Origin of the sequence: Thermoactinomyces sp. CICC 23799 (assembly GCF_016055145.1) — a bacterium.
GTDB lineage: Bacteria > Bacillota > Bacilli > Thermoactinomycetales > Thermoactinomycetaceae > Thermoactinomyces > Thermoactinomyces intermedius.
Map to the genome: position 1 here is coordinate 81566 of NZ_JAECVV010000008.1, position 15173 is coordinate 96738.

At 48.6% G+C, this 15173-nt stretch carries 14 protein-coding genes and 1 riboswitch; of the genes, 8 read left to right on the forward strand and 6 right to left on the reverse strand.

Annotated elements, in window-relative coordinates; translation table 11 throughout:
• Positions 1–199: 199 nt before the first annotated feature.
• The 7 genes from I8U21_RS11670 to sdhB all read left to right on the forward strand — a co-directional run bounded on the left by I8U21_RS11670 (position 200) and on the right by sdhB (position 7732).
• Positions 200–1132, forward strand: coding sequence for an ABC transporter permease (locus I8U21_RS11670; protein ID WP_198050994.1), 933 nt, complete (start codon positions 200–202; stop codon positions 1130–1132).
• 1 nt (position 1133) lies between these two features.
• A complete protein-coding gene (locus I8U21_RS11675; protein ID WP_198050993.1) occupies positions 1134–2057 on the forward strand; it encodes an ABC transporter permease in 924 nt (307 codons plus the stop codon).
• 31 nt (positions 2058–2088) lie between these two features.
• On the forward strand, positions 2089–3102 hold the full coding sequence (locus I8U21_RS11680; protein ID WP_198053965.1) for an ABC transporter ATP-binding protein: 1014 nt from the start codon (positions 2089–2091) through the stop codon (positions 3100–3102).
• 43 nt (positions 3103–3145) lie between these two features.
• Positions 3146–3253: riboswitch (SAM riboswitch) on the forward strand.
• Between the two features lie 93 nt (positions 3254–3346).
• On the forward strand, positions 3347–4411 hold the full coding sequence (gene metX, locus I8U21_RS11685) for a homoserine O-acetyltransferase MetX (protein WP_198053966.1): 1065 nt from the start codon (positions 3347–3349) through the stop codon (positions 4409–4411).
• Between the two features lie 144 nt (positions 4412–4555).
• On the forward strand, positions 4556–5206 hold the full coding sequence (locus tag I8U21_RS11690; protein WP_198050990.1) for a succinate dehydrogenase cytochrome b558 subunit: 651 nt from the start codon (positions 4556–4558) through the stop codon (positions 5204–5206).
• 16 nt (positions 5207–5222) lie between these two features.
• Entirely contained in the window at positions 5223–6983 is a 1761-nt protein-coding gene (sdhA, locus tag I8U21_RS11695; protein WP_198053967.1) for a succinate dehydrogenase flavoprotein subunit, read from the forward strand.
• Entirely contained in the window at positions 6980–7732 is a 753-nt protein-coding gene (sdhB, locus tag I8U21_RS11700; protein ID WP_198050988.1) for a succinate dehydrogenase iron-sulfur subunit, read from the forward strand. The genes sdhA and sdhB overlap by 4 nt, the downstream gene beginning before the upstream one ends.
• 45 nt (positions 7733–7777) lie before the next feature.
• Here sdhB and I8U21_RS11705 read toward each other — a convergent pair whose 3' ends face one another.
• The 6 genes from I8U21_RS11705 to I8U21_RS11730 all read right to left on the reverse strand — a co-directional run bounded on the left by I8U21_RS11705 (position 7778) and on the right by I8U21_RS11730 (position 13773).
• Positions 7778–8689 carry a DUF1002 domain-containing protein gene (locus I8U21_RS11705; protein ID WP_181731936.1) on the reverse strand — a complete coding sequence of 304 codons (912 nt, stop codon included), beginning with the start codon at positions 8687–8689 and terminating at the stop codon, positions 7778–7780.
• Positions 8690–8948: 259 nt separating this feature from the next.
• Positions 8949–10481: a fumarate hydratase gene (locus I8U21_RS11710; protein ID WP_181731935.1), complete on the reverse strand. Its 1533-nt coding sequence runs from the start codon at positions 10479–10481 to the stop codon at positions 8949–8951.
• 214 nt (positions 10482–10695) lie between these two features.
• Complete coding sequence (locus I8U21_RS11715; RefSeq protein ID WP_181731934.1) at positions 10696–10947, reverse strand: DNA alkylation repair protein; 252 nt, start codon at positions 10945–10947, stop codon at positions 10696–10698.
• Positions 10948–10993: 46 nt separating this feature from the next.
• The gene (locus I8U21_RS11720; protein ID WP_037993325.1) at positions 10994–11311 is read right to left on the reverse strand and encodes a winged helix-turn-helix transcriptional regulator; all 318 of its coding nucleotides are present in this window, start codon (positions 11309–11311) and stop codon (positions 10994–10996) included.
• Between the two features lie 85 nt (positions 11312–11396).
• Positions 11397–12107 carry a hypothetical protein gene (locus tag I8U21_RS11725; RefSeq protein WP_198053968.1) on the reverse strand — a complete coding sequence of 237 codons (711 nt, stop codon included), beginning with the start codon at positions 12105–12107 and terminating at the stop codon, positions 11397–11399.
• Positions 12108–12180: 73 nt separating this feature from the next.
• Positions 12181–13773 (reverse strand): alkaline phosphatase family protein, encoded by a 1593-nt coding sequence (locus I8U21_RS11730; protein ID WP_198053969.1) that lies wholly within the window; start codon positions 13771–13773, stop codon positions 12181–12183.
• A 155-nt stretch (positions 13774–13928) separates the two neighbouring features.
• On the opposite strand from I8U21_RS11730, the gene I8U21_RS11735 reads away from it, so the two are divergent.
• Positions 13929–15125 (forward strand): M24 family metallopeptidase, encoded by a 1197-nt coding sequence (locus tag I8U21_RS11735; protein ID WP_198053970.1) that lies wholly within the window; start codon positions 13929–13931, stop codon positions 15123–15125.
• Positions 15126–15173 lie beyond the last annotated feature (48 nt).

Here is a 15173-nt window from a genome sequence, read left to right on the forward strand (position 1 = left end):
GAACGGATGACCCGCGCAAAGGGTTACTCTGTTTTTTATAGAATAATATTTAATATGCAGTTTTTTCTTCATCATAAAATAAGAACACAGTGGAAGAGGATGGGCCTGCGCTGTGACCGGAAACCGCTTTATTTTTCCGAAAAATGGGAATTAAGAAAAGATGAAAACGTTTCAGTTTGTTCAGGTTGGGGGGAGAGGATTGCTGAAATACATTCTTCAGCGCTTCATGCAGATGATCATTACGCTCTGGGTGATTGCAACGGTCACTTTTTTTATGATGAAAGCAATTCCCGGAGATCCGTTTTCGGATGAAAAGAAACTGCCGGAGCAGGTATTGGCCAATTTGCGCGCCCATTACCAGTTGGATGATCCCATACCGGTTCAATATTTGAACTATATGAAGCGATTATTGCAATTGGACTTGGGACCTTCCATCAAATTTGAAACCCGTTCGGTCAATGACATGATTCAGGAAGGGTTTCCGGTATCCTTCCAATTGGGAATCCAGGCATTGGTCTGCGCAATCATTGCCGGTTTGTTTCTGGGGGTTGTTGCCGCGCTCAAACAGAACCGGACGGCGGACTATCTGGCCATGGTGCTTGCCGTGCTCGGCATTTCCATCCCAAGTTTTGTGCTGGGGCCTTTATTGCAAAAGTATCTTGCCGTGGAATGGGAACTGTTGCCGGTGGCCACGTGGGAAGGGTTTGCCTCGACGATCATGCCGACACTGGCGCTGGCGGCTTTGCCGCTTGCCACCATTACAAGGCTGATGCGCTCCAGCATGGTGGAAGTGTTGACGCAAGATTACATACGTACCGCCCGGGCCAAAGGATTGCCACCCGTTTATGTGATTTCCCGTCACACGATCCGAAATGCCATTTTGCCCGTGGTGACCGTGATCGGTCCTCTTGCGGTCGGCATTTTGACGGGAAGTTTTGTGATCGAAAATATTTTTTCCATTCCGGGGATCGGCAAATATTTTGTGGAAAGCATTCATAATCGCGATTATCCGTTGATCATGGGGGTTACGTTGTTTTATTCCGTTTTGCTGGTGGGAATCAATTTTCTTGTCGATTTGGCCTACGGACTGATTGATCCGCGCATCCAACTGGGCAAAAAGGAGGGGAAATAACATGGAACCATCAGTAAATCCCCGGTTTCAGCCGGCCAGGCGCCATCCGGCATCCATCGAAAAAATCAAGCGTCCCACCCAAACTTATTGGCAGGATGTATGGGGGCGCCTCCGTAGAAATTATCTGGCCGTCACCGGACTGGCCGTCATATTGCTGATTGCACTGATTGCCGTCATCGGCCCGGTTGTTTCCCCTTATGATGTTCACCAACAGGATTTGGAACACGGGCGGAACCTTCCTCCTTCCAAAGAACACTGGTTTGGAACCGATGATCTGGGACGGGATGTGTTTGTGCGGGTGTGCGAAGGGGGGAAAATCTCCCTGACCATCGGCCTGGCCGCGGCGCTCATTGATTTGGTGATCGGTGTGATTTACGGAGGAATTGCCGGTTATCGCGGGGGACGCACGGATGAAATCATGATGCGGGTGGTGGATGTTTTATGGGGACTGCCCCATCTGTTGACGGTGATTTTATTGATGGTGGTGATGCCGCCGGGTGTGACAACCATTATTATTGCATTGACGGTGACCGGTTGGCTCAATATGGCGCGTTTGGTGCGGGGGCAGATATTGCAGTTGAAGGAGCAGGAATTCGTGCTTGCCGCAAAAACCCTGGGGGCCAACACGCCGAGACTGCTTTTTAAGCATCTGATCCCCAATGCGCTCGGCCCCATCATCATCATGTTGACTTTGACGGTTCCCTCTGCCATTTTTTCAGAAGCTTTTTTAAGTTTTCTCGGTTTGGGGGTCCAATCTCCGGTTGCCAGCTGGGGGACGATGATTGATGACTCGCTGATTACGATTCTGTCCGGAGAATGGTGGCGCCTTCTGTTCCCGGCACTGTTTCTTTGTTTGACCATGCTGGCTTTTAATGTTTTCGGAGACGGATTGCGTGATGCCCTTGATCCGAAAATGAGGAAGTAAGGAAGCAGCAAAGGACAAAGGAGGGGTTGTTTTGGAAACCATCTTGAAAGTCGAGGATCTCCATGTATCTTTCCGGATTCCCGGAGGGGAAGTGCAGGCCGTCAGGGGAGTGAGTTTCTCATTAAATCAAAAAGAAACGCTGGCCATCGTCGGTGAATCCGGAAGCGGAAAAAGCGTGACGGCCTTATCCATCATGCGGTTGATCCCGTCTCCGCCCGGAAGGATCAAGCAGGGAAAAATCTTTTTGGGGCCGAAGGAATTGACGAATTTGCCGGAGGAAGAATGGTATCAGATTCGCGGTTCCCGGATTGCGATGATTTTTCAGGATCCGATGACCTCATTGAATCCGACCATGACCATCGGGTATCAGATCATGGAAGGCATTCGCTGGCATGAGCAGTGCGGTTATCACGAAGCCCGTCAGAAAGCCTTGGAAATTTTGGAGTGGGTGGGGATTTCCCATCCGGAAAGAAGAATGAAGCAATATCCGCACGAATTCAGCGGCGGGATGCGGCAGCGGGTCATGATTGCCATCGCCCTGTCATGTTCTCCGGAAATTTTGATTGCCGATGAACCGACCACGGCGTTGGATGTCACCATTCAGGCGCAAATATTGGATTTGATGAAAAACATCCAGCAACAGACCGGCACCTCCATTTTGTTGATTACCCATGATTTGGGGATTGTTGCGGAAACGGTGGACCGGGTTGCGGTGATGTACGGGGGACAGATCGTGGAGACCGGAACTGTGCGGGAAATATTCCATCAACCGCATCATCCGTATACCTGGGGACTCATTCAATCCATGCCCCGGTTAGACCGGTCCAAAGAACAAGCACTCCGGCCGGTTTCCGGGTCCCCTCCGGATTTGTTCCTTCCTCCCCAGGGATGTCCGTTTGCGGATCGTTGCCTGTATGCGATGAATATCTGTTTTGAAGAAATGCCGGAAGTCACTCCGGTCACCCATACGCACCAAGTGCGCTGTTGGTTGGAAGACCCCCAGGCGCCGCCGGCAGATTTTTCCAAGGCGGTTGACAATTTATAGAATTATCTTTATAATTGATTAGAAAAATTATATAAGAAACTGCTTCTTATCCAGAGTGGTGGAGGGACTGGCCCGATGAAACCCGGCAACCTCGCTAGTTATTAGCGGTTGGTGCCAATTCCTGCAGGATTTGATTCCTGAGAGATGAGAAGAGGTTGACGGAACGTGTGACGGATCGTGAAGCCCTCTTCGCTCAAGGAGAGGGCTTCATGTTTTTATCCAGGAGCTTTTGGGGGAATGCAAAATGACTTTACAGTTGGTCGAGATAAAAGATACGGTGTCCATCGGATCTTTTGAATTGGAATGCGGGGAGATTTTGCCGGATGTGACACTGGCTTATGAGAAAGTGGGCCGGGTCGGCACAGACCAGGTGATTTTGGTTTGCCATGCATTGACCGGGGATGCCCATGCGGTGGGCAATGAGTCGGATCCGGGATGGTGGGACGGGCTGATTGGCACAGGCAAATATATTGACTTGACCGAATACACCGTGATCACGATGAATGTGCTCGGGGGATGCGGAGGAAGCACCGGTCCCGCTTCGACGGACCCGCGCACCGGAAAACCATATGGAAGCCGGTTTCCCAAGGTGACCATTCGCGACATGGTGCGGGCGCAATATGAAGCGCTTTTGAAGCTGGGCATCCACCGCCTGAAAGCAGTGATCGGGGGATCGATGGGCGGGATGCTTGCTTTGGAGTTTGCCGTGATGTACCCGGATTTCATGGAAAAGTGCATCCCGATTGCAACTGCCGCCTCGCTGTCGGTCATGTCCATAGCTTATAATACGATCGGGCGCAGAGCGATTGTCAGTGATCCGGATTGGCAGGGAGGGGATTATTATCCGTCAAAAGGCCCGGTTCGGGGATTGTCCATCGCCCGGATGATCGGAATGGTGACATACCGTACGGATCTTTTGTTTGAAGAACGTTTTTCCCGGCAGAATCCGGAAAATGCGCGGGAAATGGTGGACAGTTATTTGCATTATCAAGGCCGCAAGCTGGTCAACCGGTTTGATGCCAATACGTATCTCAGGTTTCTCGATGCCATGGATCATCATGATTTGGGACGCGGACGGGGCGGTGTGGAAGAAGCGGTCAGGAAGATTCATGCCGAAGTTTTGACCATCGGAATCGAGGAAGACATTTATTTTCCCGTCTGGCAACAGCGCGATTTCCACCAAATTTGTCTGAAAAAAGGGGTCAAGTCGGTTTATCATGAGTTTTCTTCTGATTACGGGCATGATGCTTTCCTTGTCGAGTTCAACCGGTTCGGTCCGCAGATTCACCGGTTTTTAAACGGAGGATAAAATTTGACCGTTCCTTGACGGCGGAAACAATATGGGAGTAAAATATATAGCGAGTTGAAACCCTTTTCTATTTTCTTAAAAATTATTGATAGACTTTTCAATTCATTCACTGATCGCGATTATGTCCTAGATTGGAGGCAAATGATGAGCACACAACGCAGCTTTTTCAACCGTCGGATTCACTCGTTGTTGGGCGTAATACCGGTGGGCTTTTTTTTAGTTGAGCATTTATTCACCAACTACTACGCCACACGAGGGGCAGATGCGTTTGTGGAAAAAGTCGAATGGCTTTGGGGTTTACCGTTTTTGCTTGTACTTGAAATTTTCTTTATTTTTCTGCCTCTCTTATATCACGGTATTTACGGATTGTACATTGCGTTCCAGGCGAAAAACAACGTGGGAAATTTCGGTACTTTCCGTAACTGGATGTTCGTTTTGCAACGGGTAACCGGTGTTGTGACATTGGTTTATGTCATCTGGCATGTGTGGGAAACCAGGGTACAGGTTGCTTTGTATGACCTGACGTCGGAACAATTGGCTCAGCTCATGGCAGACACTGTGCAAAATCCGGTTGTTTTCGCTCTGTATATCATCGGGGTCCTTTGTGCCGTTTTCCATTTCAGCAATGGAATGTGGTCATTCCTTGTCAGCTGGGGTGTGACGGTGGGACCGCGTGCCCAGCTTGTTTCCACATGGGTGTGGAGCGCGGTTTTTGTGATTGTTTCTTATTTGGGAATTTCAGCACTATTCGCGTTTGCCAGACCTGAATTTATTCAACAATTGGCACAGCATTAGAAGGGAGCACTTGCCAATGAATGAAAAAATAATCGTTGTGGGCGGTGGTTTGGCTGGTTTGATGGCAACCATCAAAGCGGCTGAAGCCGGTGCCAATGTACAACTCTTTTCGCTTGTTCCTGTGAAACGCTCTCACTCTGTATGTGCACAAGGCGGTATCAACGGTGCTGTCAATACCAAGGGTGAAGGAGACTCCCCATGGGAACATTTTGACGACACGGTTTACGGCGGAGACTTCCTGGCCAACCAGCCGCCGGTAAAAGCAATGTGTGAAGCAGCTCCGGGAATTATCTATATGATGGATCGCATGGGTGTTCCGTTTAACCGGACCCCGGAAGGATTGATCGACTTCCGCCGATTCGGGGGAACCAAACATCACCGGACGGCTTATGCCGGAGCCACCACCGGACAACAGTTGCTTTATGCGCTGGATGAGCAAGTCCGCCGGTTTGAGGTGGATGGAAAAGTCACCAAGTTTGAGCATTGGGAATTTGTCCGGATTGTTCAGGATGATGAAGGACGTTGCCGGGGGATTGTCGCCCAAAACCTGAGAAGCAGCGAATTTGTCACCTTCTTGGCCGATGCAGTGATCCTGGCAACCGGCGGCCCGGGAATCATCTTCGGGAAATCGACCAACTCGATGATCAATACCGGAACGGCTGCCAGTGCGGTATACCAACAAGGGGCTTATTATGCCAACGGTGAATTTATTCAAATTCATCCCACGGCCATTCCGGGAGATGACAAGTTGCGTTTGATGTCGGAATCGGCAAGGGGTGAAGGCGGACGGGTCTGGACCTATAAAGACGGGAAACCGTGGTACTTCCTGGAAGAATGGTATCCCGCTTACGGAAACCTGGTTCCGAGGGACATCGCGACACGCGCCATCTTTAAAGTCTGTGTCGATATGAAATTGGGAATCAACGGCGAAAACATGGTTTACCTGGATCTGTCTCACAAAGATCCGCGCGAGTTGGACATCAAACTCGGTGGAATCATTGAGATCTACGAAAAATTCGTCGGAGAGGACCCGAGAAAAGTTCCCATGAAAATTTTCCCTGCCGTTCACTACTCCATGGGCGGCTTGTGGGTTGATTATGATCAAATGACCAATATCCCCGGACTGTTTGCCGCCGGAGAGTGTGATTACCAATATCACGGAGCCAACCGCCTGGGTGCAAACTCCTTGCTCTCCAGTATCTACGGCGGAATGGTGGCCGGGCCGAAAGCCATTGAATATGTGCGCGGATTGAATTACAGCATTGAAGACATGTCTGTGGATCAGTTCGAATCGCAACGCAAAGCGGAAGAAGAAAAATATGAAAGCATCCTGAAAATGGACAGCGGCAATGAAAATGCCTATCTCTTGCACAAAGAGTTGGGTGAATGGATGACGGATAATGTCACGGTTGTCCGGTACAATGACCGCCTGAAGAAAACCGATGAGAAAATCCAGGAACTGATGGAGCGTTATCAAAACATCAATATGGTGGATACCAGCAAATGGAGCAATCAGGCCGGACCGTTCACCCGCCATTTGTGGAACATGTTGCAATTGGCCCGTGTGATCACGCTGGGTGCCTACAACCGGAATGAGAGCCGCGGTGCCCATTATAAACCGGAATTCCCCGACCGGAACGACGAAGAATGGTTGAAAACCACCAAAGCGAAATTTACACCGGAAGGCCCTGTGTTTGAATATGAACCGGTTGATGTTTCTTTGATTAAGCCTCGCCCGCGTCGTTATGATGTGGATAAAGGAGGTGCGAAAAAATGAGTGAACAAAAAACAGTGCACCTCATCATAACACGCCAAGACGGACCTGATGATAAACCTTATGAAGAAGAGTTTAAAATTCCTTATCGCAAGAACATGAATATCATTTCCGCATTGATGGAAATCCAACGAAATCCCGTAAACAGCGAAGGAAAAACCGTTTCTCCGGTCCAATGGGAGTCCAACTGTCTGGAAGAAGTGTGCGGAGCTTGTTCGATGGTGATTAACGGAAAGCCGCGCCAAGCTTGTACCGCACTCATTGACAAATTGGAACAACCCATCCGGGTTCAACCGATGAAAACTTTCCCGGTGATTCGGGACTTGATTGTGGACCGCAGCCGGATGTTTAATGCATTGAAAAAAGTGAAAGCATGGATTCCGATTGACGGAACCCACGATCTCGGCCCGGGACCGCGGATGAGCGAAAATGAACAGCAATGGCGTTATGAATTGTCAAAATGCATGACCTGCGGGGTTTGTCTGGAAGCCTGCCCGAATGTCAACAGCCATTCGGATTTCATGGGACCCTTTGTGGTGGGACAAGTTCAATTATTTAACTCACATCCGACAGGGGCCATGAACAAAGAAGAACGTCTCGAAGCCCTCTTGGACAAAGGCGGCTTGCAAGAGTGCGGAAACTCACAAAACTGTGTGCAAGCTTGTCCGAAAGGCATACCGCTGACAACGGCGATTGCCAAATCCAACCGGGATGCGACAAAACATCTGTTTAAAAAGTGGTTGTCCGTTTAAACAAAAAAGAACCGCTGGAAAGATTCCAGCGGTTCTTTTTTTAAATTATTGCCGTGAAGAGGCAGAGGTGAATAATTCACCGATTGCTTTAAAGAGATCGCCCAACCATTCAAAAATGGTGTCGATGATTCCTTGCGTGGTTTCCGAATTTAAAATATCTTTGATATCTCCACGCAAGCTTTCAAATTGCTGGCTCAATTGATCCCAGTCGATGCCCAATTTGTCAAAGTTTTGGGCGTATTGAACCAGATTGTTGATGGTTTCCTGATTCAAGTTGATATCAAAGTCATTGGAAACGTTGATGATGATGTCCCGGAATTCTTCCGGAGTTTTCGGTTTTTCTTCAGAGACTTGCTTTTTCACTTCGTTGATGAATTGAACAGCTTTGTTGGGATCGCCGATCTCTTGGGAGAGTTCTTGCGTCCGGACAATTTCTTCGTTAGCCACTTGTTTTTTATTTTCATCAATTTTTTCTCCGGTTGCTGTTTCAAAAGCTTTGATAATCCCGGTCAAACCTGCGGTGCCGGATACTTCAAACGGAGCGGTGACATAAATGTCCGCATCTTTGATTCCGGCTGTGATGGCAGCATTGGCATACATGCTGGGTGTAATGGTGGTAATTTTGTTGGTTTTCACCGAGATTCCTTCACCGGAAGAAGTAAGTACAATTTTTGCGGAGGAGATGGCCCGGCGTCCGATGACATCCGCCCCCAAATATTTTCCAAGGTATTGATGTTCTTCTTGGTTGGTTACATCGATGATGGTGACATTATCCGCGTTTTCGCTGACACCCATTTCTTTCAAAATTTGATCCCGTTGGGTTCCGGTCAAATCTTTCCCCAAGGTGACCACGGTTTCTCCTTTAATGGCATCGGCGGAAGCCGGTTGCGGCCCAATCAAGGAGAAAGCCGTCATTGCCACAAGAGCAAGGATGCTCCACAATTTAATATTTTTCATCCGTAATGAAATCCCCCTTTTCATGAAAAGAAACATGTGACAATCCAAACGTTTCCTTCATTTTCCATTGAGGTAAAGTGGCTCAAGCTTATTGTAACTTGTTCCGTGGATTCTGTGAACAGTAAAAAGCAGGCAGGCAACCAAAATTTATCATTTATTTTACTGAAAAATCAGAAAATGGTGCGGGATGGGAGGAAGCGTTTGCCAAAAGGACGGGCATTTTTTCAGGCGGCAAACGCTTCCCCGTGGCAACCATCCGTTAAAAGACCGGATCTTTCAGTTCAGCCAGTTTTTCCAGAGAAGTTTTATCCACGTCTTCATGCAAACTGTTGCCATGGGCATCCATGGTGACGATGGCGGCAAAGCCTTTCACTTGGAGATGCCACATTGCTTCCGGAACGCCAAATTCCATGAAGTCGACACCGTCCACACTGGTGATGCAGTCGGCATAATATTGGGCTGCTCCGCCGATGGCGTTGAGGTAAACCGCCCCGTGTTCTTTTAAGGCTTGCAAGGTTTTCTTGCCCATGCCGCCTTTTCCGATGATGGCACGAATGCCGAATTTCTTGATGATATCCCCTTGATACGGTTCTTCGCGGATGCTGGTGGTGGGGCCGGCGGCTTTGACATGCCAGTTGCCGTCCTGATCTTTGAGCATGACCGGACCGCAGTGGTAGATGACACCCCCGTTTAAATCGACCGGAGCGTCGTGATCCATCAAATGCTTGTGGATTGCGTCACGGCCGGTGTAAATCGGACCGTTGATGATGACGATGTCCCCCACTTTCAGCTGACGGACTTGTTCTTCGGTGATCGGGGTGTGAAGTTCCACGGTGCGGGTGTTCTCAGCAGAACCGGCATCGTTTTCTTCTTTTACTTGGAGATCCACTTTTTCATCGGATTGGTAAAGCCAGCGGGTGATTTTTCCGGTTTTCGGATCGATGGTGACACCCTGGCGGCGGAAAGCCCAGCAGTTATATGCGACCGATACATAAAAGCTGGCCGGAATCCGGTGCATGGCACCGATTTTACAGCCCAACAAAGTCACCTCGCCGCCGAAGCCCATGGTTCCGATGGACAACGTGTTGGCTTTTTCGAGAATATATTCTTCCAATTCGGCCAGTTTTGGATTCGGGTTGGTGTCATCCAAATGACGGAACAATTGTTTTTTGGCCAACTCATAGCCGGTGGTCCGGTCGCCGCCGATTCCGACGCCGATAAAGCCGGCACTGCATCCTTGCCCTTGGGCTTGGTAAACCGAATGCAAAATGCATTTGCGGATTCCGTCCAAATCGCGTCCGGCCCGTCCCAAACCTTCCAATTCACAAGGCAAACTATATTGAATATTCTTGTTTTCACAGCCGCCGCCTTTTAAAATCAGTCGTACTTCCACCTCGTCTTTTTCCCATTGCTCATAGTGAATGACCGGAACGCCTTCTCCCAGGTTGTTTCCGCTGTTTTCCCCGGTGAGGGAATCCACGGAGTTCGGGCGCAAAATTCCTTTTTGCGTGGCTTCGACAATCGCTTCCCGGATGGCTTTGCTCATTTCAATCTGATTGGCGCCGACGGGAACTTTGATTTTAAAAGTCGGCATGCCGGTGTCCTGGCAAATCGGTGAAACGTTTTCTTCGGCCATTTGAATGTTGTCGCAAATGGTGGATAGAGCCAAAGCGGAACGGGTTCCCGCATTTTCCAGTTCTCTGGATTTTTTGATGGCTTTGCGCACATCTGCCGGCAGATTGGTGGATGTTTCGGTGATCAGTTGTAATATGGACTCTTTGAACGCTTGCATGTAAACCCCTTCTTCTTTCATGAATTGGTAACGCATGATCTGAATGATGAAAGCGCTGTGAGAACAAAGCGCAGAAATAAGGCATAAGAACAGAATCTTCTATTCAATATCTATTATAACGATATTTAAAACATTTCTCAGCATGATAAAAGAGAGGGTTTTTTCCATAAAAAATGCCGAAGGGAAGTCCCTTCGGCATTTGTAAACAGCAAATTCAGTTTGCCGGGTCCAATGCGTTTTGCGCGAATTTGACAAACCGTTCTTCTTTGTCAATCATTCCGCAGACACCGCATTGGACACGGTATTTTTCGCCGCGGTACCGAATTTGAAAAGGATCGTCTTCCGGCACGGTCTCAATGATTTCACCGGTCAGCCGATCCTTTTTGACGGAATGCACCACTTGTTCAATGATATTAAAACGACTCCGGTTTGTGCCGCAAGCCGGACATCGATATGGAAATGACATCGTTGGACACCTCCGGTGCCATTAATGTCCCCTGCTTTTTTAAAAATTATTCGTCACAGTCGATCCATTCGTCCGCCCATTTTTGAATGGCGTCAATGACAGGGGTGAGTGCTTTTCCTTTTTCGGTCAAAGCATACTCGATCCGCACCGGCGTTTCCGCATAAACTCTCCGCTCCACCAATCCTTTGGCCTCAAGTTCTTTCAATCGTTCAGCAAGCATCCGCTCGCTCATCAAAGGAATTTGCTCGCGAATATCCCGAAAGCGGCTTGTTTTTTCAATCAAAACACGAATGATAAGGCCTGTCCATTTTTTGGAAATAATTTCAACAGCCATTTCAAATTTCGGACAAATACAGCGGTCCATAGCTTTTCACCTCTCTTATTATCTTAGCAAATGATCAGGATGTTGGCACCTTTCTCAAGAAAATAGATTGGTCTTGTCGACCAATCTATGTGCCGCCCAAATGATAAACCGATTGAATTCTTTGCTTTTCTTTTTGGAAGGATTCGCGGATTTGCCCAAAGCTCCATCCCTTTTCTTTGAAATAAAGCAAATAATCCAGTAACAGAGGGGACCAGTTGAGTTCAAACACTTGTTGGACAAACGCATGTGCAGCGATTTCCCGCAACCGGCTCAATCGTTTGCGAATGGAGAAAGGGCCTTTCTGCTTGATGGTGACCCGGGGCAATTCATCATCGGTCCGCCCGATTTTGGTTTCTTCCAAGTGATGAAACCACTCATGGTATAAATGCAGCAAGAAAAGATCTTCTTCCGTTACCGGGATGTTGAGGCCTTCGAAGAACCGCTGGATTTGATGCATGGATTTGCGGTAAATGCGGATGGTTTTGGTTTTCTTGTTGTATTCGGCGCGAATGGCGGGTTTTTCCGGATGCCGATCCAAAAAGCGCACGGTGATTCCTTGCCTTATGAGAAGATTGATCATATCCTTGAGCGATTGTTTTTGTTCCGCCCACTTGCCGGATGCAAGGATTCCTTTTTGAATGGCCTGGTCAATCAACAAAGGAACTTCGGATGGAGACAGATGGGGAAAATACTCATCTTGTTCCAGTTCCAAAACAAACAAACATTTCGGAGGCAGTGTCGGACACCGCTCATCCAAATTCATCAAGGTTTTGTCCGGATTCGCCACGCGGCTCATATTGGTTTCTCCCCGATATTTTTATTTTTACAGTTACTTTTATGCGATACCGGGCTTGACTCATTCCAACCTGTCAGAGATTTGTTTTGTTCGGGGAGATTAATTGAAGGATCCAGTCTTTGATGTCGATCAAGCGCAGCGTTTTGGGCCTGGTGTTTGTGCCGCAAATAATCATCGGCACTTCCGAATCCAGATAATGCAGGGAGCCGTGGGATCCGCCTTTATGCGTCGGAGAGCCTTCTCCCGTCAACTCATATCCCGGCGAAGCGGTGACAATGATCACCCGGTCCCAAGTATTTATGACACTGGATAAACGGAATAACACATCGGGAAAAATGCCGTAGCGGATCCGGTTTGAATCATCCAGTTTCAGGTCCAGGACGGACGGGTCTCCCTCCAGCTTCCAGGTTTGGCCGTATTTGTCCGCATACGGCCCTTCTTTTTGAAACCGGCAACGGGCTTGTGGGACATTGCCGCTGATGACGTGAATCCAATCCTTTTCTTGCCAGGCAATCAGATCCAGTTTGGGTTCCTTATTCAGTGCCTGAATCACTTCGTTCATCTTAAGATCGGGATCCGTTAAATAAATGTAAGCCATCCGTTCATTGACGCATAACACCAGTTGGTCTTCTTTTCGCGGCGTTTTTTGCCGGATGGGCATGATTCTGTAGTCCCTGAGAAGCTTTCGCAAATCGATGTAAGCAGCTTGATGATCGGGGAGAACCGGGGTTTGCCCGCTGTCGCCCATGACAATCCAAGTGACTTGCCGGATGGCCTCTTCCCAGGAACCGAAAGCATCCAAAACCTTTTGCAGTTCTTTGTCCGCTTTTTCAATCCCCTTGATTTGCGACGGGCCTTTCCGATGAACGGCATCGTCATTGGATGGGAAATAGGCAATGGTAAACGCCGGCAAATGGCCTTTTTTAATCAGCGAAGCCAATTCCATTCGCGAAAAAGAGTCATTAAACCCCAAACGTTTCCAAAGCGAATCGTATTTGGCAGACTTCGAGATTTTGGACATGGAACCAAAAGAAAAAAGAAACGGTGCTTTGGTCTGAATGCGCTTGGGCAAAAGGGCGGTCCACCGGGCCAGGAAGGGAGGAAACAATGTTCTTGGATAATTTCCCCGGTAAATCAGTCCGTTGATGGATGCGGTGGGCAAGTCCGTTTCTTCATGAATGGTTTTCACCTTTTGGCTGATGTATTTTTGGTTCAGATTCAGGAGGCTGTCTTGCAAAACGGTTTTCAAGCCGAAAATAAACGTCTCTTTGAGTCCAGTGCCAAAATTGACGATGCGGTTTTCTTTTTTATGAAAATAAACCAAGCCGTAAATATGATGTTCATTGGGGGTCGCCCCCGTGAGCAAGGTCGTGTCGATGCTCACGGACATGGTTGGAAAGCTCGTAACCACCTTGGGATGATATTGCCCGTTTTCCACCAAATACTTCATTGCCGGTGCTTTGCCGAAATCCAGTACTTCTTTCAATGGAATGTGCATCAATGAATCAATGATGATCAAAACCACCGGCTTTTTTGCGGGGGAATATTTCAAGGATTGCATTTCCTGCTGTTGTTTACGATGTTCTCTGGAACTAGGGGAAAGCCCTGACCCGACAGCCAGCATGACGATGACCAGTGCGATGAGGATTATTCCTATAAGGATCATTCCGTAGTTTCCTTTCTCTTGGTTGTTTGCAAGTAGTTTGGCTCGGAGTCGGGGCAATTATGCCCGGGTTTGACGTTTGGGAAAAAAACATTGTACCTTAAAAGAGTGAGGATTTTAACATTTCAGGCGTAAGTCAGAAAGGGGATCGCGCAAAAATGCATACGCTTTCAAAAGTTCCGGAAACGGAAATCAAAGGACGGATTGCCCGCTTTCAATCCACGCTTCAGCAAAAGGAAACAGACGGTGCTTTGATCACCCAGAACATCGATCTTTATTATTTGACCGGGACGATGCAAAACGGGGTCTTGTACGTGCCGCAAAAAGGAGAACCCTGTTTTTATGTAAAAAAAAGTGTGACCCGTGCGGAATTTGAGACGGTTCTTCCTGTGCAACCTTTGGGAAGATTGCGCGAATTGGGTGGGAAAATCGAATCGACCTTCGGACCGGTCAAAAGGTTGGGACTGGAATGGGATGTGCTTCCTTACGGCCTCGCCCAAAGATATATCGGTTTGTTTCCCGGGGCCGAACCGGTGGACATCTCCTTTGATTTAAGACTCCAAAGAGCCGTCAAGTCCGAATATGAACTCCGGCAAATGCGCCAAGCGGCCTCCCATGTCAAAGAAATCGTGGAATCCCTTCCCCGTTTGATCCGCGAAGGCAAAACGGAGTTGGAGCTGTCGGCAGAAATTGAATACACTTTGCGGTTAAAAGGAAGCATCGGATTGTTCCGGATGCGGGGATATAACCAAGAACTTTGCCTGGGAATGGTGGCTTCCGGCGCGGCTGCGGCCACTCCCACTTATTTTGACGGGCCTGCCGGCGGATTGGGTACGCAACTGGCCAGTCCGCAAGGAGCGAGTGCCAAACCAATCAAAGCCAATGAACCGATTCTGGTGGACATTGCCACGACAGTGGAAGGTTATCTGATTGACCAAACACGGCTGGCAGTGATCGGGGATTTGGATGATGATTTAAAGCAGGCTTATAAGGTGGCCGTTTCCATCATCAGAGAAGCCGAAGAGATGGGAAAACCCGGCGTTTCCTGGAAGTCATTGTATCTCCGTTCGCTGGAAATGGCAAAGGAAGCCGGTTTGGCGGAGCATTTCATGGGATTCGGGCCCGATCAGGCCAAGTTCCTGGGGCATGGCGTCGGTCTGGAAATGGACGAGCTTCCCGTTTTGGCAAGGGGATTTGACCAGCCGTTGCAAGAAGGAATGGTGATCGCCATTGAACCGAAGTTTACCTTCCCGGGCCGCGGGGTCGTCGGCATTGAAAACACATACTTGGTGACAAAAAACGGACTGGAATCGTTGACCACCGCTCCGGAAGAAATCATCTACATTCCGGAATAAAATTTTTACTCTCCCGTTTTTCATCCCTTCCTTCCGAAGTTTCCGGAA